Genomic DNA, 25,343 nt, shown 5'->3' on the forward strand with positions numbered 1-25,343 from the left:
CCCGGGAGTACAGGTACCGAAGCTCACCTGGCCGCATCGAGAACGGCCTCCCGCAGAGCGCTCGGCACGAACGCGGTGGTGCCCAGGCTCTGGCCGTTCAGCATGACGGTCGGCGTGCCCGCGAGCTTCCGCGTGGCGATGACCTGGGTCGAGTACTGCTGATGCGCGGCGACGTTCTTCTGGCCGCGCACGCAGGTCTCGAAGTCCGGGGCCGTGACGCCGGCGTCACGGCCCCACCGGATCAGGTCGTCGACGGCGTAGCCGGCCGAGGTCTCGGTCGGCTGCTCCTGGTACAGCCGGTCGTGGAACGCGAGCCATTGGGCGCCGTCGGTCACGCAGCGGGCCGCCGAGGACGCCCGCAGCGAGTTCGACATCGTGGGCTCCTGCTTGAAGATCGTGAGCAGGTGGTAGACGACCTTGGCCTTGCCTTCCGCGGCCAGGTTCTTCAGCGTCGACCCGCTGGTCAGCTCGAGCTGCTTGCAGGCCGGGCACTGGTAGTCCTCGTAGACGTCGACCACGGGCGAGGTGACGCCCGGCTTCGCCATGACGATCGTGCCGTCGGGCTGCATCGCGATCGGCGCGAGCGGGCCCGTGATCTGCTCCGACGCGCTCTGCCGCACCGACCACCACGTGACCGCGCCGGCGATCAGGACGATCACGCCGACCGTGGTCAGCATGGTCGTCCGCTTGCGCTGCTCCTGCCGGCGGATCGCCTCACGCTGCGCCGCGGCGCGCGCCCTGGCCGAGGCCTCCCTTGCCCTCTTGCTCACGCAAGCCCCCCGTGGCTGCTCCGCCGGCATCCCGCACCGGCCTCGAAGAGGTCGCGGCGGGCCCGCGACCTCGTTAATCCGTGTCGCTGCCGTCCTCGTCGTCCTCGTCGCCCGCCGTGTCCGGGTCACGTGACCCGGACAGACCGAGCGCCGAGTCCATCGCGAACCGGCCGGGGGGCCTGTAGATGATCCATGCGGCGCAGAGAAGATATCCGGCGTCGCGCAGAAGCTCCCAGATGTATCCGGGGTCCTGATCCGCGCCCACCGTGCCGCCGCCGCCGAAGCAGCCGCAGTCTATCCGCAGGCCACGCGCCCAGGCCGAAGAAATGCCGACGATGAAGGCCACCATCAGCACACCGCCCACGACGGCCGACGGCCGGGTGAGCAGGCCCAGGACGAGCAGGATGCCGACGATGATCTCCACGATCGGCAGGCCGTGCCCGACCACCGTGGCCATGGTGTCCGGCAGCAGCTGATACGCCTTTACCGCCTGCACCGAAACGGCGGGCGCGCCGATCTTGATCGCGCCTGCCACGAAGAGCGAGACTCCGAGCACGAGCCTCGCGACGGTGGTCACCCAGGACAGCGCCTTGACTACGGACTGTAACGGATGCGACACCGGCCTGCCGGATGCCAACTGAACCATCGTCTCCTCGTCCCGCTCGGCAACCCCGGGTGAACAATATCGGGACCAGCACAGCATGTAACGGATAAGAGCGCGGTAAGCAGGGGTTTTACCCGCCTTACTCGGGGAGGGGCCGGACATGACCCCTTATGTCGCTCAGCGCCGGACGCCCCGCGCCAGTTCGTCGGCGAGCTCGCGGACCGCGGCGAGCCCCGTCTTCTCGTCCGGCGCGTCGAGAAGACGCCGGATGAAGGCCGAGCCGACGATGACGCCGTCCGCGTAGGCCGCCACCTCGGCCGCCTGCCGCCCGTTGCCGACGCCGAGACCGACGCAGACCGGGAGCGAGGTGTGGGACCTGGTCCGCTTCACCACCCCCTCGGCGGCCGCGCCCACGGACTCCCGCGCACCGGTCACGCCCATCAGCGAGGCCGCGTAGACGAATCCCGTGCAGCAGGAGACGACCCTGCTGATCCGCGCGTCCGGCGAGCTGGGCGCGACCAGGAAGACGGTGTCGATCCCCGCCTCCTTGCTCGCCGCGAGCCACGGCTCGGACTCCTCGGGGGTGAGGTCGGGCGTGATGGTCCCCGTGCCGCCCGCCGAGGCCAGCTCGCGCGCGAAGCGCTCGGCCCCGTAGCGGTCGACGGGGTTCCAGTACGTCATGACGAGCGTGGCGGCGCCGGACTTGGCCACCCCTTCGACGGTGCGCATCACGTCGCCGATGCGGGTGCCGTTCGTCAGGGACCGGTGGACCGCGTCCTGGATGGTGGGCCCGTCCATGAGCGGGTCGGAGTACGGCAGCCCGATCTCGATCACGTCACAGCCGGCCTCGACCATGGCGGTCGCGGCGGCCACTGCCCCGTCCTTGCTGGGGAAGCCGGCGGGCAGGTATCCGACGAGTGCGGACCTGTTCTCGGCGCGGGCCTTCTCGAAGACCGTCTGGAGTGTCGTCATCGGTTGCCTTTTGCGAATGTCAGAGGTTGAAGTACTTCATCGCGGTGCCCATGTCCTTGTCGCCCCGGCCGGACAGGTTCACCAGGATGACGGCGTCCGGCCCGAGCTCGCGGCCGAGCTTGAGCGCTCCCGCCAGAGCGTGCGAGGACTCGATCGCCGGGATGATGCCCTCGGTGCGGGCGAGGAGGGAGAAGGCCTCCATCGCCTCGGCGTCGGTGACGCCGTGGTAGACCGCGCGGCCGGAGTCCTTGAGCCAGGCGTGCTCGGGACCGACGCCCGGGTAGTCGAGGCCCGCGGAGATCGAGTGCGACTCGATCGTCTGGCCCTCCTCGTCCTGCAGGACGTAGGTGCGGGAGCCGTGCAGCACGCCGATGGTCCCCTGGGTCAGGGTCAGCGCGTGCTCGCCGGGCTCCGCGCCGCGCCCGCCGGCCTCGTAGCCGTGCAGTTGGACGCCCTCGTCGTCGAGGAAGGCGTGGAAGATGCCGATCGCGTTCGACCCGCCGCCCACGGCGGCCGCGACCGCGTCGGGCAGCCTGCCGATGAGCTCCAGGACCTGGCGGCGGGCCTCGACCCCGATGATGCGGGCGAAGTCACGGACGATCTCGGGGAACGGGTGCGGCCCCGCGACCGTGCCGAACAGGTAGTGGGTGTGGTCGACGTTGGTGACCCAGTCGCGGAAGGCCTCGTTGATGGCGTCCTTGAGGGTCTGGCTGCCGTTGGTGACCGGGACCACGGTCGCGCCGAGCAGCTTCATCCGCGCCACGTTCAGCGCCTGGCGCTCGCAGTCGACGGCGCCCATGTAGATGACGCACTCGAGCCCCAGGAGCGCCGCGGCGGTGGCCGTGGCGACGCCGTGCTGGCCCGCGCCCGTCTCCGCGATCACGCGGGTCTTGCCGAGCCGCTTGGTGAGCAGCGCCTGGCCCAGCACATTGTTGATCTTGTGGGCGCCGGTGTGCGTGAGGTCCTCGCGCTTGAGCAGGATCCGCGCGCCGCCGGCCCGCTCCGCGAAGCGCGGCACCTCGGTGAGCGTCGTCGGCCTGCCCGCGTAGGTGCGCAGCAGGTGGTCGAACTCCCGGATGAAGCCGAGGTCGGTCTTGGCCTTCTCGTACTCCGCGGCCACCTCGTCGAGCGCGGGGATCAGCGCCTCGGGCACGTAGCGCCCGCCGAAGACGCCGAACTTGCCGCGGAGGTCGGGGTCGTCGCCCCGGACGCCGCCGCCGGCCAGGTCGGCGGGGGTGATCAGGACCCCTTCCGCCCCCGTCAGGTGCTCTCCTCGATGAACGCTGTCCGTCACGACTACCTCTCGGATCCCGTGTCCAGTCGCGAGGCCGGATGCGCTCCGGCCGTCACCAGGTCATTGACGGCGGACCGGGGGTCCCGCCCCGTCACGAGGCTCTCCCCGACCAGCACCGCGTCAGCGCCCGCCCGGGCGTAGGCGAGCAGGTCGTGCGGGCCGCGTACACCCGACTCCGCGATCTTGATGATGCCGTCCGGCACCTTCGGCGCGAGCCGGGCGAAGACCTCGCGGTCGACCTCGAGCGTCTTGAGGTCCCGCGCGTTCACGCCGATGATCTTGGCTCCCGCCTCGACCGCCCGGTCGAGCTCTTCCTCCGTGTGCACCTCGACCAGCGGTGTCAGCCCGATCGACTCCGCGCGCTCGATGAGCGACACCAGGGCGTTCTGCTCGAGGGCGGCGACGATCAGCAGGGCGAGGTCCGCGCCGTAGGCCCGGGCCTCCCACAGCTGGTAGGAGGTGACGATGAAGTCCTTGCGCAGGATGGGGATGTCCACCGCCGCACGCACGGCGGCGAGGTCGTCGAGGGTGCCGCCGAACCTGCGCCGTTCGGTCAGCACGCTGATGACGTGGGCTCCGCCCGCCTCGTAGTCGGCGGCGAGTGCGGCGGGGTCGGCGATGGCGGCCAGCGCGCCCTTCGACGGGCTCGATCGCTTGACCTCGGCGATCACCGAGACCCGGTCGCCTCCGAGCGCGGGGTATGCGTCCCGGGGCCCCGGCGCGCGCGACGCCCGCTTCTTGAGCTCCTCGATGGGCACGGCCCGCTGCCGCTCTTCGAGGTCTTCTCGCACGCCCAGGATGATGTCCTCGAGAACACTCACGCGTCCCCCTCGCCCTCGGCTCGGATCCCGCGCGAAATACCAGTCCGCTCGCTCACGCGTAAGGGTCCCTCCGGTCGGCTGCGCTCCCTGTCTTGCCCTGCGATGCTATCGGCCCGGCTCGCGCCGCTCCGCCACTGGGTCTCGTCAGGGTGCGAGAAACCGGCCGAAAGGTATGTTCCGTACCACCCCGAACGCCAGTACGACGACGAGGACCGCCCAGAGGGGTGCGGGACGTGCGACGATCATGCGTCCGGGCCGTCCCTGCCATGATCGTAACGCCCAGCGGCCCCACCAGTACGCGGCGAAGGGGACCGCGACCACCAGGAGCGGGTTCATGCCGAGTGCCCCGTGCAGGTCGCCGACGGCGAGGTCGTGCACGGCCCGCAACGCGCCGCATCCCGGGCAGTACAGGCCAGTCAGGAAGTAGAGCGGGCATACCGGGTAGTGCCCCGGCTGGTTGGGGTCGACCACCGCGAGGCAGGTCACCGCCGCGGCCACGGCCGCGCCGGCGCCGAGCGGCGCGAGCATCAGTCCCGTACGGGACCTCTCGCGCCCCCCAGCGACATCCATGCCGGTCACCCTAACGCGTCACGCGCGGACGACGATGGAGCTCACGATCTTGTCGGCGAATGTTTGCTTCTTCTCGTCCCAGATCGGCCACAGGTAGCCAATGGGGATGCAGCCGGGCAGCGCGTCGACGATGTGGAGAAGCGCGCGGGCGAAGGCCATGCCGAAGCCGAGGAACTCGCCCGTCTCCTCCTTGATCGTCTTGATGCCGACGGCCCGCTTGCCGAGCGTCTGCCCGGTGGTGCCCTCCAGGTACCGCAGCCACAGCGTGATGGCCAACGCGACGAGGGCGCCGAGCCCGTAGAAGAGCAGTCCCGCGCCGCTGCCCCCCGTCGTCGTGACCGTGCCCGTCTCCGGGTCGACCTCGAACGAGCTCGCGAGCATGGATACGCCGATGAAGTACAGGATGCCGGAGGGGATGCCGACGATCACGGAGTCGATGAACCAGGCGCCGAAGCGCAGGCCCCAGTGCGCGTACTGCGGCACGGCGTAGCCGCCGGGCGGACCGTACCCGTAGCCGCCTCCGGGCGGCGGCGGGGGGTACCCGCCACCGGGCGGGTAGTTGCCCCCAGGCGGGGGCGGAGGGTAGCCACCACCGGGCGGGTAGTTCCCGCCGGGCGGCGGCGGGGGGTAACCGCCACCGGGCGGATAGTTTCCACCGGGCGGGGGGTAGCCGCCCGGGTTGCCGGGGTCGTTTCCGTATGTCATCACAGTTCCCGTTGTGTGTCGGAGGAAGAGGGGGGTCCAGCGGGAGTGACGGGGGTGTCAGTACCCGCCCACCGTCGTGGGGACGCTGATGGACATGGCCCCCAAGAAGGCGAACCAGAAGACGATCCAGATGACGACCGCCGCGTAGGAGACGACGAGGGCGGCGATCGCCATGCCGCGCCCCTCCTCGCCGGTTCGCCTGATCTGTCTCATGGCGACATGACCGAAGACCGCGCCCAGTATGGAGGGGATCCCGCACATCACCAGGCCGACGACGGCGAGCACGAGCGCAGCCACCGCCATGCCGTTCGTCCCGCCGCCCGGAGGCCGGTGGCCGTACGGCCCGGCGGGCGGTGGGTGACCGGGACCGTTCGGGGGCGGGTAGTACCCGCCCGGAGGCCCGTACCCCCCTGTGGGTCCCCCGCCGGATCCGCCGCCGGGCGGCTGGGAACCGTGTCCCCCCGTGCCGCCAGGCAGGCTTCCGTAAGTCATTCGGCGCTCCTGCCAGATCGTTCCTTGCGGGCGGCAGCCTAGCGGCGGGCAAAACCGGACGGCAGGGGTCGCTCAGTTCGTGGACAACTTGTGATCTGGGCCCCGAACGACCAGGTTCCGGCACGTTCATGAACAGACCACTCGAACCGGGCTCGGTCCGTCACCGGCCGCCGTCGTTGCCGGGGGTCAGAGTCCGCGCGGGTTCACGGCCGAGGCCGGGAGTCGTCGGCAGGGTAGGAGTCCGCGGACGGGTCGGCGGACGGGTCGGCGGTCGAGTCGGCGGTGGGGTCGGCGCCCTCGTCGAGGGCCTCCCACATCGCCCGCTCTTCTGAGACCCGCCGGGGACGCGCGCCCCGCCGTACCTCACCGGCCGGCCCGGTACGGCTGTCGCCGCCGGCCCGGTCGTACCGGCTCGACATGCCGGGCCACCTCGCGCCCCAGACGGCGGCCACCACTCCGGCGGCCAGCAACACGAGACCGCCGGCGACGGAGAGCACGGGCCACGCCCACACCGGGGACTCGGAGACGGGCGTGCCGGAGGACATCATCGCCGACGTCGCGTGCTCGCGCGCCGCCGCGGCGATCGCCTCCGATCGCGTCGCCGTCCAGCCGGTCACCGCGACCGCGGCGCCGCACAGACCGATCACCACGGCGATCGCCCGCCTCGCCAGGCCGCGGGTGGCGAACACCGCGACGGCGGCCGCCAGGGCCGCGAGGGTGGCAGGGACGAGCGAGGCGGCGATCTCGCTTCCCGTGACGGCCACCTCGGCCGGGCCGAGCGCGCCGGTCCGCGACTGCAGGGTCACCGTGGCCCACGTGCGCCCGGCGGCCAGCAGCACGAGCCCGCCGCCCACCGCGCACATGATCAGCCATGCCGTGAGCGAGCGCCGTGCCGTACGAGCCTGGCCGGGCGTGGGCGTCCCGTCCTGAACGGTCATGCGTTTTCGCTTACCTCGAGCACGTCCGCATCGAAGCAGGTGCGGTCGCCGGTGTGGCAGGCGGCCCCCACCTGGTCCACCTTGAGCAGGATCGTGTCGCCGTCGCAGTCGAGCGCGGCGTGCCTGACCCACTGCACGTGACCCGAGGTGTCGCCCTTCACCCAGTACTCCCCTCGACTGCGGGACCAGTAGGTCGCCCGGCCCGTGGTGAGGGTGCGGTGCAGCGCCTCGTCGTCCATCCAGGCGAGCATCAGCACCTCGCCGGTGTCGTGCTGCTGCACGATCGCGGGCACGAGCCCGTCAGCGGCGCGCTTCAGCCGTCCGGCGATCTTCGGATCGAGTGCCATGTGCCCAATTCTGCCGCACCGGGCTCCCGGGGCCGTCAGCCGAGCGGGGCGGGCGTGCGGCGGCGTCGCAGCTCACCGGTCCCGTACGGCCTACGCGGTCGCCTCGGCGGGCCCGGCTTGAGGGTGCGCCGGGGCAGCGAGGACGGGTCCCTCCTTCGGCTCGATTCAGCCGATCGCCGATATCGGCAATCGTCTCGGCCATTACCGCCATAACGGCCGGAATCATTTCGTGACGACCGGGCGGCAAATACTCCGGCGATTCGCCCGTTGATTGTCGCGTATTCGTTCGCGGTATTGTCCGCCCTCGCGCCCTCACGTATGTTCCGGCTTGACGTCACCGGAAATCCAGGGAGATACCTTGTCCGATCTCGCGGCTCCCCAACTCGTCGTCAACAGCCGGATGATCTATTTCGGCTGGGTGCCCGCCGATCCCGAGGCCGTGGCCGCACTCGTGCCGGACGGCCTCAAGCCGATGGCCAACGGACAGGTGTTCATGAACCAGTACGTCGTCGACCGGCCCGAGCAGACGTCGGGCTTCGGCGCGTACTCGCTGACCTACATCGGCCCCGACCTGGAGGACGCCTACGCTCCCGACGGCGTCACCCCAGGCCGCTGGTGGACGCACTACTTAAACTCCAGCCCCGTCGTGCGCGAGTACGCGGCCGAGCGGGGAGCGCCGGCCACGCCCGGCCGTACGACGATCAAGGTGAGCGGCAGAAGGCTGGTGGCCACGACCGAGTCAGACGGGGTCCCGGTCATCCGCACGACGGCGCGGATCGGCCGCACCGGCGAGGCGGTCAACCGCGGCCAATTGCGGTACATCACGGAGGTCGGCGGGCAGAAGGTCAGCGGCGTCTATCCATTCGTGGCCGAACCCGTCGACCCCTTCGAAGTGGTCTCGGTGGAATTCCTGGAGCCGGACCATTCGGTATACGCCCTGAGGCCGGCCGATCCCCTGCAGATCGTCTGGGGTTTCTACTCCCCCAGATCGTCGTTCACGTATCCGGGCGGCGAATCGGTGATGACCTGAAATCACGGTCCGGAAATGGGGCCTTTTCAGCTCAGGGTCGTGACCAGGGACAGCGGCAGGTCACGCACGGGCCGTACGGTGAAGCCCTCGGCGCCTCGGTAGACGGACCCGGCGACCCATCGCGCGGTGTTGGACGAGACCACGCGGCCACTCGCGTTGACGAGGAACGCCGGGGCGGGGATCTCGCGGAGCGCGGGGAGCACCGCGCCGTCGAACCGGCGGACGAACACGTCGGCGGCCGCGACGCCGACGAACGCGCCGTCGAGGACGACAGGCACCGAGAGCGTGAGGCTGTACTCGTCCGTGCACAGATAGTCGACGTACGGCCCGCAGACGGTGCGCTCGGCGCCGGAACGCGGGCCGGTGTACCAGTCCCAGTGCGTGTAGTCGTAGAAGGCGCTGCTCGACGGGTCGAGGTCGCGGAGCAGTTGAACCGGGGTTCCTGAGGGGTTCTCCTGCCACCACTCGAGGTACCAGTGGGCGTCGGCGAGCAGGCCGGGCGCGGCGATGAACCCGATGCCCGCGACGAGCGCCGCGACGCCGTTGCCGGTCAGCCGTGCCCACAACAACGGCCGGAGCGCGGCGAGGTCCGCGGTCGACGGCGGGCGGCCGCGGCGCCGCACACACCGGGCGGACGCGTCGCGCACCTCGCGGAGAGCGCCGAAGACGCCCTCGACGGCGTCGGCCACGCGGGTGAGCGCCGTCGCGACGGCCTGGCCATGGGGCCCGGCGCCCACATCTGTGATCATTTCTTACTCCTCGAGCCCCAGCCGAAGCTCGATGAGATGGTCGATCGCGTCGAGCACGTGCCGCTCGGCGAGGGCTCTGGCCTGGTCGCCGTCGCCGCTCCCGATGGCGCGGGCGATGGCGTGGTGCTGGGCGGCCATCTCATCGTGCCCGCCGAGCGCCTCGTGAGAAAGCCAGAGCAGAGGTCCGATGTCGGCCTGTAACCGGATCTCCTCCTGAGTGAGTCGTGCGGACTGCGAGGCGGCCGCCACCTCGATGTGGAACCGGCCGTCCAGCCTCTGGAGTTGAGCGATCATGCCGGGCGGCATGCGCGCGGCGACGGCGGCCATCTCGTCGAGGGAACGCCACAGCGGCGCGACATCGGAGGGCAGCGCTCGCCGGGCGGCCAGCCGCGCCGCCGCTCCCGCGATGGCCGTGTAGTGGTCCCCCAGATCGCGCAACTCGTCGACGGCGAACAGGCGCAGCCGCGTGGCCACGTCGATCTCGGCCGGAGCGCGGACGAAGCTGCCGCCGCCGCGGCCGCGCCGGGTCTCTACCATCCCCCGCTGGCGCAGGGCCATGAGGGCCTCCCGGAGGGTGACCGTCGAGACGCCGAGGCTCGCGGCCAGCTCGGCCTCGCTGGGCAGCTGCTCCCCGTCGGCGAGCAGGCCCACGGCGATCGCGTCGGCGAGGCGCCGTACGACGGCCTCGACCCTGGCGGTGTTGTCCACCGGCGAGAAGACGGCGAGCCGGGCGGCGTTCACCACCATGCCGTCCCCACCGCCTTCGCCGTCCCCGCTGAGAATGAGCCGATCGAACCCCCGGTCGGCCACGCCTCCCCCTGGCCGGCGTTCCGCTGGGCCAGAAGTTAACACGGTGAATCCGGTCCGGGCCTTTACGGGAAACATTTAACCCCATATGTTTTCGGCCATGCCAGACCAAGCAGTCGGCCTCCGCGGCCTGCGCAAGAGCTTCGGAAGCGTCGAGGCGGTCGCCGGCGTGGATCTCGACGTCGCCGACGGGGAGTTCTTCGCGATGCTCGGGCCGTCCGGCTCGGGCAAGACGACCGTCCTGCGGATGATCGCCGGGTTCGAGTCGCCGACGGCGGGGACGGTCGAACTGGCCGGTCGGGACGTCACCCGGCTCGCACCGTTCGAGCGCGACGTGAACACCGTGTTCCAGGACTACGCCCTCTTCCCGCACATGAGCGTGCTGGAAAACGTGGAGTACGGCCTGCGGGTGAAGAAGGTGCCCCGGGCGCCACGCCGCGAGCGCGCCCTGGAGGCCCTGCGCACGGTGCGCCTCGAAGGCTTCGAGAAGCGACGGCCCGCCCAGCTGTCCGGCGGCCAGCGACAGCGCGTCGCGCTCGCCCGCGCCCTCGTCAACCGTCCGCGCGTGCTCCTGCTCGACGAGCCCCTCGGGGCGCTCGACCTCAAGTTGCGCGAGGAGATGCAGATCGAGCTGAAGGCGATCCAGCGCGAGGTCGGCATCACCTTCCTGTTCGTCACCCACGACCAGGAGGAGGCGCTCACGATGAGCGACCGGGTCGCGGTGTTCAATCAGGGCAGGATCGAGCAGATCGGCACCCCGGCGGAGATCTACGAGCGGCCCGCGAGCGCGTTCGTGGCCGGATTCGTCGGCACCTCGAACCTGATCTCCGGTGAGGCTGCCCGGGCCGTCCTCGGCAGGGAGGGGACCTACAGCGTCCGCCCGGAGAAGCTGCGGGTGGTCGCGGACGGCGGCGAGGGCGCCGGGCCGGACGAGCACAGCGCCGCGGGAACGGTGTCCGAGGTGGTCTACGCCGGGCCCGCCACCCGCTTCGTCGTCGACCTCGACGCCGGCGGGCGTCTGATCGCCCTGCAGCAGAACCTGCAGGTCTCGTCCATGGACGTCATGGGCCTGCGGGGCAGCAGGGTCAGTCTCGTGTGGCACCGACGGCACGAGTTCGCGATCGCGGACGTGAACGAGGCCGTCCCACGGGAAGCGGCACACCCATGACGCGGGCGCGCGGCATCCGACACCGCGCGCCGGCGTAACGAACGTCATCGAACAAGGAGAACCCCCCATGAGATCCCCCCACCGGCGCATCCGCCGGCACAGCCTCATCGCCACCGCCGCGCTGGCGCTCGCCGCCGTCGCCGGGTGCGGCGGCGGCTCGTCCACGACCGGCTCGGCCCCCGCCCCGGGAAGCACCGGCTTCACCCCGCCCAAGATCGAAGCGCTGAAGTCCCTCGGGCAGGGCGAGGGCCAGGTCAACCTGGTGGCCTGGGCCGGTTACGCCGAGGACGGCTCCAACGACCCGAAGGTCGACTGGGTGCATCCCTTCGAGGAGGCCACCGGCTGCAAGGTCAACACCAAGACCGCCGGCACCTCGGACGAGATGGTCAACCTGATGAAGACCGGCGAGTACGACGCCGTGTCCGCCTCGGGCGACGCCTCGCTGCGGCTGATCGCCTCGGGCACGGTCGCCCCCGTGAACACCGACCTCATCCCCAACTACAAGGACGTGTTCGAGGGCCTCAAGCTCAAGCCGTGGAACTCCGTCAACGGGGTGCCCTACGGCGTGCCGCACGGCCGCGGCGCCAACCTCCTGATGTGGCGGACCGACAAGGTCACGACGCCGCCGGACTCGTGGGGCGTCGTGTTCGACCCCGCCTCGCCGTACAAGGGGCACGTGACGGCGTACGACTCGCCGATCTACATCGCCGACGCGGCGCTGTACCTCATGTCGGCCAAGCCCGAGCTCGGCATCAAGGATCCGTACGCGCTGGACGACAAGCAGCTCCAGGCGGCGGTCGACCTGCTCAAGCAGCAGAAGGCGAACATCGGCGAGTACTGGTCCGACTACACCAAGGCGGTCCAGAGCTTCAAGAGCGGCGACACCGTGGTGGGGACGACCTGGCAGGTCATCGCCAACCTGACCCAGGCCGAGAAGGCCCCGGTCCAGGTGACGCTGCCCAAGGAGGGCTCGACCGGCTGGTCGGACACCTGGATGGTCGCGGCCAAGGCTCAGCACCCGACGTGTGCGTACAAGTGGATGGACTGGATCATCTCCCCCAAGGCCAACGCCCAGGTGGCGGAGTGGTTCGGCGAGGCCCCGTCCAACGCCAAGGCGTGTGGCGAGACGTCCGACAAGACGTTCTGCGACACCTACCACGCTGAGGACGAGAGCTACTTCTCCAAGGTCCACTACTGGACCACGCCGATCGCCCAGTGCCTGGACGGCCGTACGGACGTCAAGTGCACCGACTATTCGGAGTGGACCCGAGCCTGGACCGAGATCAAGGGCTGACCCCTCCCCGCGTGATCATGCACAGGTTCGCGCGCACCCCCGCCGACCAGGCACAACCCGTTTCGTGATCATGCACGGATTCGGCGACGTGCTGCTTGAGCTGGGAGGACGCAGTTCGTGATCATGCACAGCGGTATCGCGTGCATGATCACGGACGGCGATCCCCCAGGCCGGACGGCATTCGCGCGAACCTGCGCATGATCACGCCACGGATCGCCGCAGCTCAGCGGCCCTGATCGCGAATCCGTGCATGATCACGCCAGAGGGCGGGGGAGGTCGGCGGGGCTGCACGCGAACCTGTGCATGATCACGCCAAAGGTGGGGTGTGATCACACCGAAGATCGAGTGAGGGAGTGGGACGCATGACGGCTGAGGCCGCTGTGGGGAACGAGCGCGGCACGGGGCTGCGGCGGGGGGTGGCGGCGTACCTGCACAGGCACGCCCTGGTACGGCTGTCGCTGCTGCTGTCCGCTCCCCTCCTCTGGCTGGGGCTGGCCTACCTGGGGTCTCTCGCCGCCCTGTTCGTGACGGCGTTCTGGTCGACCGACACCTTCACGGGCGATCTGGTCAAGGTCTTCACCTGGGCCAACTTCCACGACCTCGTGACCGGCGACGTCTACCGGACGGTAGCCCTGCGCTCGGTGGGGGTCGCCGCCGCCGTGACGGTCATCGACCTGGTGATCGCCTTTCCCATGGCGTTCGCGATGGCCAAGCTCGCCTCGCCGCGGGCGCAGCGGTGGCTCGTGATCCTCGTCCTCACCCCGCTGTGGGCCTCCTACCTGGTCAAGGCGTACGCCTGGCGGGTTCTGCTGTCGTCGGACGGCATCCTCGGCTGGGGGTACGGCCTGACGGCGACGATCGCGACCCTCTCCTACCTCTGGCTGCCGTACATGATCCTGCCGATCTACGCCGGCCTTGAGCGGCTGCCCAACGCCCTGCTGGACGCGTCCGGCGATCTCGGGGCCCGCGGCCGGCGGACGTTCCGCACCGTGGTGTGGCCGCTGACGTTCCCGGCGGTCGTCGCGGGCTCGATCTTCACGTTCTCGCTCTCGCTGGGCGACTACATCACCGTGAAGATCGTCGGCGGTAAGTCCCAGCTCATCGGCAACGTCGTCTACGACAACATCGGCGCGGCCAACAACCTTCCCTTCGCCGCGGCCGTCGCCACCGTGCCCGTCGTGATCATGTTGGTCTACCTCGCGGCCGTCCGCCGTACCGGCGCCCTGGAGAACCTGTGAACCTTTCCCGTCCGGCCCGCCTCCTGCTCAGGGTCGCGCTGGTCGCCGGCCTCGGCGTCATCTACGTGCCGCTGGCCGTGGTGATCCTCAACTCCTTCAACGCCGACCGCACCTTCGGATGGCCGCCTCCTGGGCTGACGTTCCAGTGGTGGCGGTCGGCGTGGAACTCCAGCGGGGTCCGCGACGCCCTGTGGACCTCGGTACAGGCGGGGCTCGGCGCCACCGCGATCGCCCTGGTCCTCGGCACCATGGCCGCCTTCGCCGTGCAGCGGTACCGGTTCTTCGGCAAGAACACCGTCTCGCTGCTCATCGTGCTGCCGATCGCGCTGCCCGGAATCGTGACGGGCATCGCGCTGAGCAACACCTTCCACACGGTGCTCGGCGTCCCCCTCGGCATGCTGACGGTGATCGTCGGGCACGCCACCTTCTGCGTGGTCACGGTCTACAACAACGTGCTGGCGCGACTGCGCCGCGTGGGCCTGGGGCTCGAGGAGGCGTCGGCCGACCTGGGCGCCGACACGTTCACCACGTTCCGCCTGGTCACGTTCCCGATGATGCGGTCGGCGCTGCTCGCGGGCGGCCTGCTCGCCTTCGCGCTCTCGTTCGACGAGATCATCGTGACGACGTTCACCTCGGGGGCGGGGGTCAGGACCCTGCCCATCTGGATCTTCGAGAACCTCTTCCGCCCGAACCAGGCCCCCGTGGTCAACGTGGTCGCCGCCGCCCTCATCGTCGTCTCGATCGTCCCGATCTGGCTGGCCCAGCGGCTGTCCGGCGAGACCGCCACCCGCTGATCAGGAGGAGTGGGTGGCCGACGTCCACGAGGCGTACAGGTCGGCGTAGACGCCGGGCTCCTCGACCAGGACGGCATGGGGCCCCCGCTGGACGATGCGCCCGTGCTCGAACACGAGGACCTCGTCGGCCGCCTGTGCGGTCGACAACCGGTGGGCGATGGAGACCGCCGTACGGCCCCGGGTCACGCCGTCGAGGGCGCGCGCCAGCCGCACCTCCGTGGCGGGGTCGACCGCCGAGGTGGCCTCGTCGAGCAGCAGCAGGTCGGGGTCCGCGAGGTAGGCCCGGGCGAGCGCCACGAGCTGCCGCTCCCCCGCCGACAGCGACTCGCCGCGCTGGCCGACCTGCGTGTCCAGGCCCGCGGGCAGGCCCTCGACCCAGTCGGACAGGCCCAGTTCGGTCACGGCCCGCCGTACGTCGTCGAGGGTCGCGGACGGACGCCCGAAGCGGATGTTGTCGGCGAGGGACGAGTCGAACAGGAACCCGTCCTGGGGGACCATCACGATCCGTTCGCGCAACGAGGAGAAGCGCACGTTCCGCAGGTCGACGCCATCGACGAGGATGCGGCCCGAGGTGGGGTCCATGAGCCGGGTGAGCAGCTTGGCGAATGTGGTCTTGCCCGAACCGGTCTCGCCCACGACGGCGACGCGGGTGCGCGGCGCGAGCTCGACGGCGACGTCGTGGAGGACGGGGGCGCCGCCGGGGTAGGCGAAGCCGACGTTCTCGAACTCCACGGAGATCGGCCCCCGCGGCAGCGTCACGCCGTTCTCGGGGTCGGCGACGTCGGCGGGGGTGTCGAGGACGCCCAGGATGCGCCGCCATCCGGCGATGGCGTTCTGCGCCTCGTTGAGCACCTCGGTCGCGGTCTGCAGCGGGCTGATGAACAGGGTGATCAGGAAGAGGAACGCGATGAGCCTGCCGGGCGAGATCGAGCCGGACACGCCCAGTGCGACCCCGGCGACCACGACTCCCGCGATGGCGATGGAGGCGACCAGTTCGGTGATCGGGAAGGTGAAGCCGATGATCTGCTGGGCCCTGGTCTGCGCCTTGCGCTGTTCCTCCACCGCGGCGTCGATCCGCGTGGAGGTGCGGTCCTCGGAGCCGTAGGCGCGGATGACGGCGCTGCCGACGACCGCCTCGCTGACGCCGGAGAGGACGTCGCCCGTCCGCTCGCGCACGCGGATGTAGGCGCGGGACACCAGCCGCTGGAACCGCGGCAGGGCGATCACGAGCGGCAGGAAGCAGACCCAGACCAGCAGCGTGAGCTGCCAGGAGTAGACCGCCATGAGCACGGTCGCGACGATGAGCTGCCCGAGCGAGACGATGACGAGCAGTCCGCCCCACTGCATGAACGTGCTGATCTGGTCGACGTCGCTGGTGACGCGGGAGACCAGCGCGCCGCGCCGTTCGGTGTTCTGGGTGAGCACCGACAGGTCGTGGACGTGGCGGAAGCCCTTGCCGCGCAGGGTGGCGAGCCCGGCCTCCGTCGACTTGTAGAGCCTGACGTTCATCAGGTAGCCGCACAGCGCGGTCAGCAGCACCGCCACTGCGCACAGCAGGGTCGCGTTCCTGATGAACGGCAGATCGGGCGTGTCGCCGAGTCCGCGGTCGATCACCTGCTGCACGGCGACGGGGACGATGACCTTCCCGACGGTCGCCAGCACGGCGAGGCAGAGGGTGCCGGTCAGCCCGCGGCGGAACTCCGGCGACAGGCTCAGGCCATGCCGTACGGTCTCCAGCGCGGTGCGCTCGGCGGCCTGCAGGCCGCCGGGCCTTTCGCCCGTGGCGGTCGTCTCCTCTGTCACGGCGGTCATGCCACGATCTCCTCGTCGGTGTCGAGCGCGGCCCGTTCGGCCTCCTCGCGCTCGTAGGCGGTCACCAGGGCCCGGTAGCCCTCGCAACGCGCCAGCAGCAGTTCGTGCGGGCCCTGGTCGACGACCTTGCCGTGCTCCAGGTAGACGACCTCGTCCGCCAGGGCGATCGTCGCCATCCGGTAGGCCACGACGATCACCGTGGAACCGGCCGCGCCCTCGCGCAGGCCGTGCAGGATGCGCTTCTCCACCTGGGGGTCCACGCTGGAGGTGGCGTCGTCGAGGATGAGCAGGCGGGGCTTGCGGACGACCGCCCTCGCGAGCGCGATCCGCTGCCGCTGGCCGCCCGACAACGTGGTCCCCCGCTCGCCGACGCGCGTGTCCAGCCCGGACGGCAGGGCGCTGACGAACCCGTCGGCCTGGGCCAGCCGCAGGGCCGCCCACACGGTCTCGTCCGGGATGTCGTGGCCCAGCGTGATGTTGCCGCGGACGGTGTCGTCGAACAGGAACGTCTGCTGGAGCACCAGGGCCACCGCGTCGCTCACGCCGCCCCGCGCGACCTCGCGGACGTCGGTCCCGTCGACCCGCACGGCTCCTTCGCCGGGGTCGATCAGCCTTCCGAGCAGCAGGGTGAGCGTGGACTTGCCCGAGCCCGTCGGCCCCACGACGGCGACGGTACGGCCCGGCTCCACCGCGAAGCTCACGTCACTGAGCACGGCCGTACCGGGCAGGTAGCCGTAGGTCACCCCGTCGGCCCGCACTCCCGCCGGAGTGTCTGCGGCCAGGCTCGCCGTGCCGTACTCCATGGACCCGGTGGCGTCGAGGACGTCCTGCACCCGGGTCCAGCCGACGACGCTGCGGGGAAGCTCGGCGAGCACCCAGCCGAGCGCGCGGATGGGGAAGGCGAGGAGCGTGAAGAGGTAGGCGACCTGGATCAGGTCTCCGGCGACGACGTCGCCCGCCTCGAGCCGCGTCGCGCCCACCAGCAGCACGGCCAGCACGCCGATCGTCGGCAGGGCCTCGAGCAGCGGGTCGAACAGCCCGCGCACCCGGCCGACGCCGACGTTGGCGTCGCGCAGTTGGTCGGCGCGCGCCTGGAACCTGCGGGCCTCCGCGTCCTCCCGGCCGAGCGTCTTCACGACGAGCGCGCCGTCGAAGCTCTCGTGCGCGACCTCGCTCACCTCGGCCCTGAGCTGCTGCGCGCGCATCGCAAGGGGGGACAGCTTGCGCTGGTAGATCAGATTCAGTACGGCGATAGCCGGAAATATCAGGAAACCGACAATGGCAAGGACGGGGTCGATGAGCAGGATCGCCCCCGCCGCCGTCACGAGCATCACGACGACGCCCACGGCCATCGGGAGCGGCGCGAGCGGCGCCCAGGCCGCCTCGACGTCGGAGTTGGCGTTGGACAGCAGCTGGCCCGTCGGATGCCGGTGGTGCCAGGCGAGCGGCAGCCGCAGATACTGCCGGGTCACCGCGCGCCGGGAACGGGCCTGCATCCGGTACTGCATGACTCCGGCGAGGATCCGCCTGCCCATGATCCCGGCGGCCTTCAGCACCGCGACGCCGACGATCAGCAGGGCCGCCCCCACCAGCGCGCCGGTGTGGAAGCGGCCGTCGCGGAAGGCGGGCAGCACGACGTCGTCCGTCGCCCTGCCGAGAGCCCACGAGGATCCGACGGTCATGACGCCGTAGACCGCGCTCGCGAGCACCGCGCTGGTGAAGATGCGCGGCTCCGCTCTGATCGCCGTGCCGATGACCCGCAGACCGCGGGCCATGACGGATTTCTTCGGGCGCGCGGGGGGGTCGTTCGACGGCACGCCGGCTTTCCTCTCGATCGGGGAACATCTGGCCGCCCGGTCCGAGCGCCAGCGAATCGGACGATACCTACCCCGGCGTGGGCCCGAATCGGTCTCCCGACCGACGCGACACCAAGCCTTTAGTCCTAGATAATCCTTATCATCACGATCAACCAAATTATTCCTGAGCTTGCGGGTGATCGCAGATCGGGCGGCCGGGACTAGGCTGCCCCCGTGAGTTTTGTACGGGACGAACGTGCGGCCATCTCCACGACTCTGGACGAAGCCGGCCCCGATGCTCCGACGCTCTGCGAGGGCTGGACGACGGCCGACCTCGCCGCGCATCTCGTGCTCCGCGAGCGCCGCCCCGATGCCGCCGGCGGCATCGCACTGAGCTTCCTGTCCGGCTACGCCGGCTCTGTCCAGAACCGTCTCAAGACCGGCCGGCCCTACGCCCAGCTGGTCCAGTTCGTACGGCAGGGCCCGCCGATCTGGTCCCCGTACCGCATCCGCGGGCTGGACAAGCTCGTGAACTCCGTCGAATTGTTCGTCCACCACGAGGACGTCAGGCGGGCCCGTCCCGGCTGGGAGCCTCGCGAACTGCCTCCCGCGGCGGAGGAGGCCCTGTGGGGCCAGCTCAGGAGCGGCGCCAAACTCTTCCTGCGCAAGTCTCCGGTGGGCGTGGTGTTCCGGCGCGCCTCGGGCGGCGAGGTCACGGCCAAGAAGGCCGCGCCCGAGGTGGTCGTCACCGGCGACACCGGCGAGCTGATCCTTTTCGCCTTCGGGCGGGGGGAACACGCCCGGGTGACCTTCGAAGGCGACGCGGACGCGGTGCGGCGGCTGCGCGAGACCCGTCTGGGCATGTGACACGGTAGATCGATCTAGACGGAAATCACGCATAACCTTGGCATGATGCGGCAGCATGAGGGCAGCGCCTCATGGTTGGAGCCCCGATGAACGCCAAGAAGATCATCACCTACGTGGCGGTCGCATTCGTCATCTTCTATCTGTTCACGCAGCCCACGGCCGCCGCGGCGGCGGTGAAGGGGCTGTTCGACGGCGTCTCCACCGGGGCCGAGCGTCTGTCGTCGTTCTTCACGACGCTCGTGAGCGGCTGAGGCCTGCCGCGTTCTCAGCGGATGGGATGGTAGGGGCTCGTGGCCTCCCGGCTAGTTATGATCTTCCGTGTCGCCGGGTACAAACAGCCGGGAAACTGACTGCAGGAGGCCCCCCAATGCAGGTCAAGAAGGTTCTTACGTACGCGGCCATCGCGTTCGTGGTCTTCTACCTCTACAACCAGCCGCGTGCCGCAGCCGGCGCCGTGAACGGCGCCTTCGACATGGTGAACACCGGCGCTACCCGTCTGGCGACCTTCTTCACGACGGTCCTGCAGTGATGTGATCCCGGCCCGGTGTGCCGAAGGGGATTCCGCACACCCGGTCTCGTCTCCACCCCGGTCACCGCGCCGAAAGGCGGCGCGGTGGCGTGGCGGCCCTTCCACCGGCGGCCCTCGCGTGTTACGCAGACAGGATGGGAGACCGCCACAGCGCCGCCGACGCTCGACAACTCGATCCCGTCGCCCGCAGAGTCCTCGAACGCGTCGAGGTCGACGGCATCGAGTTGGTCCGATTCATCTACGCCGACCACGGCGGGGTGATCCGCGGCAAGGCCGCCGGCCGCTCCCGCCTCTCCGAACGGCTCGGGTCCGGCATCGGCCACACGGTCGCGATGATGGCGATGTCGATGCTGGACCGGCTCCAGCCGGTCGAGGGCATGGGCCCGGTGGGCGAGGTCCGCATCGTCCCCGATCCCGCGACCTTCGTCCCGCTCCCCTACGCGTCCGGCGCGGCCGCGATGCTCTCCGATCTCCGGGAGATCGACGGGAGCCCGTGGGCGGCCTGCCCGCGGACGTTCCTCAAGGACGCCGTGGCCCTGCTCGGCACGGAGGGCCTCACCCCCGTCGCGGCGTTCGAACCCGAGTTCACGCTCGGCCGCAGGCTCCCCGATCCGACCGGCGGACCCGACCGGCTCGTCCCCCTCGACGACAGCCTGTGCTACGCCGCGGCCGGCTTCGACCTCGCCCACGACTACACCATGGCGCTCGTACGGGCCCTGGAGGCCCAGGGGCTGCCGATCGAGCACTACTACCCCGAACTGGGGGCCGGCCAGCACGAGCTGTCCATCAGGCCCACGACCGCGCTCAAGGCCGCGGACAACCACGTGATCTACCGGGAGACCGTGCGGGGGGTGGCCTTCCGGATGGCGATGTGGGCCTCCCTCGCGCCCAAGCCGATCGCCGGCCAGGCGGGTAACGGCGCCCACCTGCACGTCTCCCTGTGGGACACCGATCTGGAGCACAACCTGTTCGCCGACGGCAAGGGCGGCCTGTCGTTGCTCGGGCGCCGCTTCATCGCGGGCGTCCTCGCTCACCTGCCCGGGCTCGTGGCGCTGACGTGCCCCAGCGTCAACAGTTACCGGCGCCTGCAGCCCCGCACCTGGGCGAGCGCGTACGCCTGCTACGGCCCGGACAACCGCGAGGCGGCGGTCCGGATCTGCTCGCCCATGAGCGGGAACGTCGAGGCCTCGACGAACCTCGAGATCAAGCCCTCGGACTCGTCGGCCAACCCCTACCTGTCGCTCGGCGCCGTCCTCCACGCGGGGCTGGACGGCATCCGGCGCAAGCTCGACCCCGGCAAGCCCGTCACCGTGGACCCCGACACGCTGACCGAGAAGGCACGCGCCCGGCTGGGCTGCGAGAGACTCCCCGCCTCGCTCGCGGAGGCGCTGGACGCGCTGGAGGCCGATCCGCTCCTCATGGACGCCCTCGGGCCGTTGCGGAGCGCCGCCTTCCTGGCCGTCAAACGGTCCGAGGTCGCGGACTTCGCCCGCCAGGACGTCGCGTACGAGACCTTCCAGCATCTGCGCGCGTTCTGAACCGCGCGGGAGCGGATCAGAACGCGGAGGGCGGTTCCGGGCCGGCGCGGGCCCGAGGGAGGGCGGGTTCCGGGCTGGCGCGGGCCCCGTTGCTCCGTTTTAATCGGCTCGGTGAACCCGATCGGCATCAAGGAGGTGGCGGCGCACGCCGGCGTCTCCCCCGGCACCGTCTCCAACGTGCTCAACCGCCCGGAGAAGGTCGCCGCCGCGACCCGCGAGCGGGTCCAGCGGTCCGTCCGCGAACTGGGATTCGTCCGGCACGGGTCGGCGTCGTCGTTGCGGGCCGGTCACAGCAGGACCATCGGGCTGTCCGTCATCGACATCGGCAACCCCTTCTTCACCGACGTCGTCACCGGGGTCGAGGACATGGCCAGCGAGCTCGGCTACGCCGTGATCCTCGGCAACTCCGCGGGGAACGCCGCGAAGGAGGAGCGGAACCTGCTCGTCCTGTCCGAGCAGCGGGTGCGGGGGGTGCTGATCACCCCGTCCTGAGACGACCCCGTCCGGCTCGACCGCATCCGCGAGCGCGGCATCAATCTCGTCCTGGTCGACCATCCGGCCCACCGGCCCGACCAGTGCTCGGTGGCCGTCAACGACGTGGCCGGCGGCCGGCTGGCCGTCGCCCATCTGCTCGACCGGGGAGCCCGCCGCATCGTGTTCGTGAGCGGCCCCTCATCCATCCGGCAGTGCCGGGACCGCCTGGAAGGGGCGCGGCAGGCCGTGCTCGAGGCAGGACTCGACCCGGCCCGCGCGCTCGCCGTGCAGACGGTGACGAGCATGAACGCCGGATGCGGGCAGCAGGTGGCCGAGACCCTGCTCGCGTCGGGAACGCTGCCGGACGCCGTGTTCTGCGCCAACGACCTGCTGGCCCTCGGCCTGCTGCGCGGGCTGCTCCAGGCCGGGGTCCGCGTGCCAGGCGACGTGATGCTGATCGGCTACGACGACATCGACTTCGCCGCCGCCTCGGCCGTGTCGCTCAGTTCGATCACTCAGCCGACGTACCGGCTCGGGCGCATCGCCACCCAACTGCTGCTCGACGAGTGCGACAACCCCGAGCGGCACTCCCACCAGCAGATCATGTTCCAGCCGACGCTGGTCGTCAGAGAGTCGACGGCCGCGCAAATCGCCACCTCCTAATCAGGGGGAAAGGACAACGAACCGTCAGTGCGTGGAATGCAATACCGTTCGGTTCGCTCTATTTCCGGTTGATTCGCCTAGACGGAATTCGATGCCCGGCCTGACGATGGAAGGGCAATCCCCGATCGCCGTCCAACGGCCCTGATCGGATAGGAGAGAGCATGAACGGAAAGCGTCTCCCAGCTCTTCTGAGTCTGGCACTCCTTCCCGCCATCGCCTTCGGGGCGGCGCAGACGGCCGAGGCCGCCACGCACGACCCCGGAACCTCGTCGGTCGCCGAGACGTCGTCCGGCACCGACCTCGGCAGCAACATCGGCGCCAACATCGGCACTGCGTCCGGCACGATGCAGGACCAGACGCGGGACCAGATGCGGGCCCCGAAGCTCGACCCGGTGGACGGCGAGTCCACGGAATCCGAGGAGTCCGAGCAGTCCGAGCAGCAGGAGGGCAACATTCCCGAGGAGACCTCGCGAGAGGGCTACATGCGGGAGGAGTCCGTCAGCGGCACGCCCATGCAGGAGCAGTCCCTGCGTGACCAGTCCGAAGCTCCGATCGAGGAGCCCCGGCACCGCTGGTCGGAGCAGGGCGAGTGACGCACCCGCACGGCGGACGGTGAAACCGTACGCCACGGAAAAAGCGCCACATGAATGAACAAGGAGGCGGCCTCCGGTGAATCCGGAGGCCGCTTTCTCGCATATTCGGGGAATTTCCGGGAATCGCCGCGCGGGCCGGATCACCGGTGCGCTTAATTCAAACTCCCCCTGCGGTAAATAGCATTTCCGCCTTTTCCCGGGGCGCTCAGCGGACGGGGTGACCGGCGGCCCGCAGCGTCTCCTTCACTTCGTGGATCTTGAGCTGGCCGAAGTGGAACACCGAGGCGGCGAGCACCGCGTCGGCTCCCGCCTCGACGGCCGGCGGGAAGTCCTCCAGCCGACCCGCGCCTCCCGAGGCGATCACGGGGACCGTCACCGCCGCACGGACGGCCCTGAGCATCTCCAGGTCGTAGCCCGCCTTGGTGCCGTCGCCGTCCATCGAGTTGAGCAGGATCTCCCCCACACCGAGCTCCTGGCCCCGCGCGGCCCACTCGACGGCGTCGAGGCCCGTCCCGCGGCGCCCGCCGTGGGTGGTCACCTCGAACCCGGACGGCGTGGGCGGCCCGTCGACGACCCGGCGGGCGTCGACGGACAGCACGATGCACTGGGAGCCGAACCGCCGCGACGCCTCGGTGAGCAGTTCGGGCCGCGCGATGGCGGCGGTGTTGACGCCCACCTTGTCGGCGCCGGCGCGCAGCATCCGGTCCACGTCCTCGACCGCCCGGATCCCCCCGCCGACGGTCAGCGGGATGAAGACCTGCTCGGCCGTGCGGCGGACCACGTCGAGCATGGTCTCCCGCTCCCCCGACGACGCGGTGATGTCGAGGAACGTCAGCTCGTCGGCACCCTCGGCGTCGTAGCGGCGGGCGAGCTCGACCGGGTCGCCCGCGTCACGCAGGTTCTCGAAGTTGACGCCCTTGACCACCCGCCCGGCGTCGACGTCCAGGCAGGGGATGACCCGTACCGCGACAGTCATGGCGACCGCTCCCCCCGGTAGGCCTCGACCTCGACCTCCACGAGCATGCGCGGGTCAACGAGCCCCGCGATCTGGACGCTCGTGCAGGCGGGCCGTACGGCGCCGAACACCTTGCCGTGCGCCTGGCCGACGGCCTCGAAGTCGTCGGCGTTCACGACGTAGAGCCGCGTGCGGACGACCTCGGAGACGGACACACCCGCCTTCTCCACCGCGTCGAGCGCGATGGAGATCGCCGTCAGCGTCTGGTTGTAGGCGTCGCCGACGTGCTGGATCTCCCCGCCGACGGTGGCGGTGCATCCGGACACGAAGATGTGCGGACCCGCGACGACCGCGCGCGCGTAGCCGTACCGGTCCTCCCAGGGACCGCCGGACGAGATCCGGGTGAAGGTGACAGGCTCGTTCATCGGCCGCTCACCGCCGCGAGCGCCTCTTCCAGCGTGAACGCCTGGGCGTACAGGGCCTTGCCGACGATGGCGCCCTCGACGCCGTCGGGGACGAGGGTGGACAGGGCACGCAGGTCGTCGAGCGAGGAGACGCCGCCGCTGGCGATCACGGGGCGGTCGGTCCTGGCGCAGACCTCGCGGAGCAGGTCGAGGTTGGGGCCGCGCAGGGTGCCGTCCTTGGTCACGTCGGTGACGACGTAGCGGGGGCAGCCCTCGGACTCCAGCCGGTCGAGGACCTCCCACAGGTCTCCGCCCTCCTTGGTCCAGCCGCGCGCGGCGAGGGTGGTCCCCCGGACGTCGAGCCCTACCGCGATCTTGTCGCCGTGCTCGGCGATGATCTTGGCGCACCAGGCGGGGTCCTCCAGCGCGGCCGTGCCGATGTTGACGCGCCGGCAACCGGTGGACAGGGCCGCCTCGAGCGAGGCGTCGTCGCGGATCCCACCGGACAGCTCCACCTGCACGTCCAGGGCGCCGACCACGGAGGCGAGCAACTCGCGGTTGTCACCCCGGCCGAACGCCGCGTCCAGGTCGACCAGATGGATCCACTCCGCACCGGCCTGCTGCCAGGCCAGCGCGGCGGCGAGCGGATCCCCGTACGACGTCTCCGTCCCGGCCTCGCCCTGTACCAGGCGGACCGCCTGTCCGTCCGCGACATCCACGGCTGGGAGCAATACGAGCGACATTGGTCACGACCTCCGGTCGAAGACGATGGTGACGAGCACGGGGATCAGCAGGATGGAGAAGATCAGGATGCCGAGCCGGGCCATCCAGCCGTCGAACAGGATCCAGGCGATCACCTGGACGATGAACCACAACAGCGCGAGGACGCCGTTCTCGGTGCGGCGGCGCCGCGCGAGCCTGCCCTGCTGCCGGGCCACCCGGACCGGCCGCGGCAGCACCGCGGTGACGCGGCCGCGTAATTCGCGCCTCCGGGCCGCCCTGGCCTCGCGCACGGCGCGAGCGGCCGCGAGGCGTTCGCGCTCGGCTTCGCGCTCCGCCCGCCGCCTGGCCCGCTCCTTGCTCATCGTTTCTCCCGTCCCGGCCGCCGGCTCGGCCCGC

General features: G+C 70.6%; 30 protein-coding genes. 12 read left to right on the forward strand and 18 right to left on the reverse strand.

The annotated features are described in order from the left end of the window. Positions 1-23 precede the first annotated feature (23 nt). The 10 genes from Pka01_RS00495 to hisI all read right to left on the reverse strand — a co-directional run bounded on the left by Pka01_RS00495 (position 24) and on the right by hisI (position 7,513). Positions 24-770, reverse strand: a complete 747-nt coding sequence (locus tag Pka01_RS00495) for a DsbA family protein (RefSeq protein ID WP_203880506.1) — start codon at positions 768-770, stop codon at positions 24-26. Between the two features lie 73 nt (positions 771-843). Beyond that, the gene (locus Pka01_RS00500) at positions 844-1,347 is read right to left on the reverse strand and encodes a MauE/DoxX family redox-associated membrane protein (protein ID WP_203880507.1); all 504 of its coding nucleotides are present in this window, start codon (positions 1,345-1,347) and stop codon (positions 844-846) included. A gap of 204 nt (positions 1,348-1,551) precedes the next feature. Beyond that, positions 1,552-2,346, reverse strand: coding sequence for a tryptophan synthase subunit alpha (gene trpA / locus Pka01_RS00505; protein ID WP_203880508.1), 795 nt, complete (start codon positions 2,344-2,346; stop codon positions 1,552-1,554). Positions 2,347-2,365: 19 nt separating this feature from the next. Beyond that, positions 2,366-3,571 (reverse strand): tryptophan synthase subunit beta, encoded by a 1,206-nt coding sequence (trpB, locus tag Pka01_RS00510; protein WP_239114673.1) that lies wholly within the window; start codon positions 3,569-3,571, stop codon positions 2,366-2,368. 71 nt (positions 3,572-3,642) lie between these two features. Further along, positions 3,643-4,461 carry an indole-3-glycerol phosphate synthase TrpC gene (gene trpC, locus Pka01_RS00515; protein WP_203880509.1) on the reverse strand — a complete coding sequence of 273 codons (819 nt, stop codon included), beginning with the start codon at positions 4,459-4,461 and terminating at the stop codon, positions 3,643-3,645. A gap of 144 nt (positions 4,462-4,605) precedes the next feature. Further along, positions 4,606-5,031 carry a DUF2752 domain-containing protein gene (locus Pka01_RS00520; RefSeq protein ID WP_203880510.1) on the reverse strand — a complete coding sequence of 142 codons (426 nt, stop codon included), beginning with the start codon at positions 5,029-5,031 and terminating at the stop codon, positions 4,606-4,608. 18 nt (positions 5,032-5,049) lie between these two features. Beyond that, a complete protein-coding gene (locus Pka01_RS00525) occupies positions 5,050-5,736 on the reverse strand; it encodes an RDD family protein (protein ID WP_203880511.1) in 687 nt (228 codons plus the stop codon). A gap of 57 nt (positions 5,737-5,793) precedes the next feature. Then, positions 5,794-6,228: a DUF4190 domain-containing protein gene (locus tag Pka01_RS00530; protein WP_203880512.1), complete on the reverse strand. Its 435-nt coding sequence runs from the start codon at positions 6,226-6,228 to the stop codon at positions 5,794-5,796. Between the two features lie 203 nt (positions 6,229-6,431). Beyond that, complete coding sequence (locus Pka01_RS00535) at positions 6,432-7,166, reverse strand: TIGR02234 family membrane protein (RefSeq protein ID WP_203880513.1); 735 nt, start codon at positions 7,164-7,166, stop codon at positions 6,432-6,434. Next, on the reverse strand, positions 7,163-7,513 hold the full coding sequence (gene hisI / locus Pka01_RS00540) for a phosphoribosyl-AMP cyclohydrolase (RefSeq protein WP_203880514.1): 351 nt from the start codon (positions 7,511-7,513) through the stop codon (positions 7,163-7,165). Before hisI ends, Pka01_RS00535 begins: the two co-directional genes overlap by 4 nt. 358 nt (positions 7,514-7,871) lie before the next feature. Between hisI and Pka01_RS00545 the strand changes: the two genes are divergently transcribed. After that, a complete protein-coding gene (locus Pka01_RS00545) occupies positions 7,872-8,543 on the forward strand; it encodes an acetoacetate decarboxylase family protein (protein ID WP_239114601.1) in 672 nt (223 codons plus the stop codon). 26 nt (positions 8,544-8,569) lie between these two features. Here the strand turns inward: Pka01_RS00545 and Pka01_RS00550 are convergent, their stop codons facing one another. Beyond that, positions 8,570-9,292 (reverse strand): cache domain-containing protein, encoded by a 723-nt coding sequence (locus Pka01_RS00550; RefSeq protein WP_203880515.1) that lies wholly within the window; start codon positions 9,290-9,292, stop codon positions 8,570-8,572. Positions 9,293-9,295: 3 nt separating this feature from the next. After that, positions 9,296-10,102, reverse strand: a complete 807-nt coding sequence (locus Pka01_RS00555) for a FadR/GntR family transcriptional regulator (RefSeq protein ID WP_239114602.1) — start codon at positions 10,100-10,102, stop codon at positions 9,296-9,298. 97 nt (positions 10,103-10,199) lie between these two features. On the opposite strand from Pka01_RS00555, the gene Pka01_RS00560 reads away from it, so the two are divergent. The 4 genes from Pka01_RS00560 (at position 10,200) to Pka01_RS00575 (ending at position 14,593) form a co-directional block, all read left to right on the forward strand. After that, complete coding sequence (locus Pka01_RS00560; RefSeq protein ID WP_239114603.1) at positions 10,200-11,267, forward strand: ABC transporter ATP-binding protein; 1,068 nt, start codon at positions 10,200-10,202, stop codon at positions 11,265-11,267. A gap of 67 nt (positions 11,268-11,334) precedes the next feature. Next, positions 11,335-12,561, forward strand: coding sequence for an ABC transporter substrate-binding protein (locus tag Pka01_RS00565; protein WP_203880517.1), 1,227 nt, complete (start codon positions 11,335-11,337; stop codon positions 12,559-12,561). Between the two features lie 362 nt (positions 12,562-12,923). Continuing rightward, positions 12,924-13,799: an ABC transporter permease gene (locus Pka01_RS00570; protein WP_203880518.1), complete on the forward strand. Its 876-nt coding sequence runs from the start codon at positions 12,924-12,926 to the stop codon at positions 13,797-13,799. Continuing rightward, entirely contained in the window at positions 13,796-14,593 is a 798-nt protein-coding gene (locus Pka01_RS00575) for an ABC transporter permease (RefSeq protein WP_203880519.1), read from the forward strand. The genes Pka01_RS00570 and Pka01_RS00575 overlap by 4 nt, the downstream gene beginning before the upstream one ends. Here the strand turns inward: Pka01_RS00575 and Pka01_RS00580 are convergent, their stop codons facing one another. Beyond that, a complete protein-coding gene (locus Pka01_RS00580; protein ID WP_203880520.1) occupies positions 14,594-16,405 on the reverse strand; it encodes an ABC transporter ATP-binding protein in 1,812 nt (603 codons plus the stop codon). It abuts the gene before it with no gap. Next, complete coding sequence (locus Pka01_RS00585; RefSeq protein WP_203880521.1) at positions 16,402-18,180, reverse strand: ABC transporter ATP-binding protein; 1,779 nt, start codon at positions 18,178-18,180, stop codon at positions 16,402-16,404. The genes Pka01_RS00580 and Pka01_RS00585 overlap by 4 nt, the downstream gene beginning before the upstream one ends. A gap of 255 nt (positions 18,181-18,435) precedes the next feature. Here Pka01_RS00585 and Pka01_RS00590 point away from each other — a divergent pair, with 255 nt between their 5' ends. The 7 genes from Pka01_RS00590 to Pka01_RS00615 all read left to right on the forward strand — a co-directional run bounded on the left by Pka01_RS00590 (position 18,436) and on the right by Pka01_RS00615 (position 22,865). Next, the gene (locus Pka01_RS00590; protein ID WP_203880522.1) at positions 18,436-19,068 is read left to right on the forward strand and encodes a TIGR03085 family metal-binding protein; all 633 of its coding nucleotides are present in this window, start codon (positions 18,436-18,438) and stop codon (positions 19,066-19,068) included. A gap of 86 nt (positions 19,069-19,154) precedes the next feature. Further along, positions 19,155-19,319, forward strand: a complete 165-nt coding sequence (locus tag Pka01_RS00595; RefSeq protein WP_203880523.1) for a hypothetical protein — start codon at positions 19,155-19,157, stop codon at positions 19,317-19,319. 116 nt (positions 19,320-19,435) lie between these two features. Continuing rightward, entirely contained in the window at positions 19,436-19,597 is a 162-nt protein-coding gene (locus Pka01_RS00600; protein WP_203880524.1) for a hypothetical protein, read from the forward strand. Between the two features lie 134 nt (positions 19,598-19,731). Then, positions 19,732-21,135 carry a glutamine synthetase family protein gene (locus Pka01_RS00605; protein WP_203880525.1) on the forward strand — a complete coding sequence of 468 codons (1,404 nt, stop codon included), beginning with the start codon at positions 19,732-19,734 and terminating at the stop codon, positions 21,133-21,135. A gap of 111 nt (positions 21,136-21,246) precedes the next feature. Next, entirely contained in the window at positions 21,247-21,627 is a 381-nt protein-coding gene (locus Pka01_RS40530; protein ID WP_239114604.1) for a LacI family DNA-binding transcriptional regulator, read from the forward strand. A 24-nt stretch (positions 21,628-21,651) separates the two neighbouring features. Continuing rightward, positions 21,652-22,272: a substrate-binding domain-containing protein gene (locus Pka01_RS40535; RefSeq protein WP_275414416.1), complete on the forward strand. Its 621-nt coding sequence runs from the start codon at positions 21,652-21,654 to the stop codon at positions 22,270-22,272. Between the two features lie 161 nt (positions 22,273-22,433). Then, positions 22,434-22,865 carry a hypothetical protein gene (locus Pka01_RS00615; protein ID WP_203880526.1) on the forward strand — a complete coding sequence of 144 codons (432 nt, stop codon included), beginning with the start codon at positions 22,434-22,436 and terminating at the stop codon, positions 22,863-22,865. A 205-nt stretch (positions 22,866-23,070) separates the two neighbouring features. On the opposite strand, the gene hisF is transcribed toward Pka01_RS00615, so the two are convergent. The 4 genes from hisF to Pka01_RS00635 are packed head-to-tail and all read right to left on the reverse strand — an operon-like array spanning position 23,071 to position 25,309. Continuing rightward, a complete protein-coding gene (hisF, locus tag Pka01_RS00620) occupies positions 23,071-23,841 on the reverse strand; it encodes an imidazole glycerol phosphate synthase subunit HisF (RefSeq protein WP_203880527.1) in 771 nt (256 codons plus the stop codon). Then, the gene (locus Pka01_RS00625; protein WP_203880528.1) at positions 23,838-24,245 is read right to left on the reverse strand and encodes a RidA family protein; all 408 of its coding nucleotides are present in this window, start codon (positions 24,243-24,245) and stop codon (positions 23,838-23,840) included. The genes hisF and Pka01_RS00625 overlap by 4 nt, the downstream gene beginning before the upstream one ends. Further along, on the reverse strand, positions 24,242-24,967 hold the full coding sequence (gene priA / locus Pka01_RS00630) for a bifunctional 1-(5-phosphoribosyl)-5-((5-phosphoribosylamino)methylideneamino)imidazole-4-carboxamide isomerase/phosphoribosylanthranilate isomerase PriA (RefSeq protein WP_203880529.1): 726 nt from the start codon (positions 24,965-24,967) through the stop codon (positions 24,242-24,244). The genes Pka01_RS00625 and priA overlap by 4 nt, the downstream gene beginning before the upstream one ends. Positions 24,968-24,970: 3 nt before the next feature. Beyond that, positions 24,971-25,309 carry a hypothetical protein gene (locus Pka01_RS00635; protein WP_203880530.1) on the reverse strand — a complete coding sequence of 113 codons (339 nt, stop codon included), beginning with the start codon at positions 25,307-25,309 and terminating at the stop codon, positions 24,971-24,973. Between the last annotated feature and the right edge of the window lie 34 nt (positions 25,310-25,343).

Source organism: Planotetraspora kaengkrachanensis, from assembly GCF_016862895.1.
Classification (GTDB): domain Bacteria; phylum Actinomycetota; class Actinomycetes; order Streptosporangiales; family Streptosporangiaceae; genus Planotetraspora; species Planotetraspora kaengkrachanensis.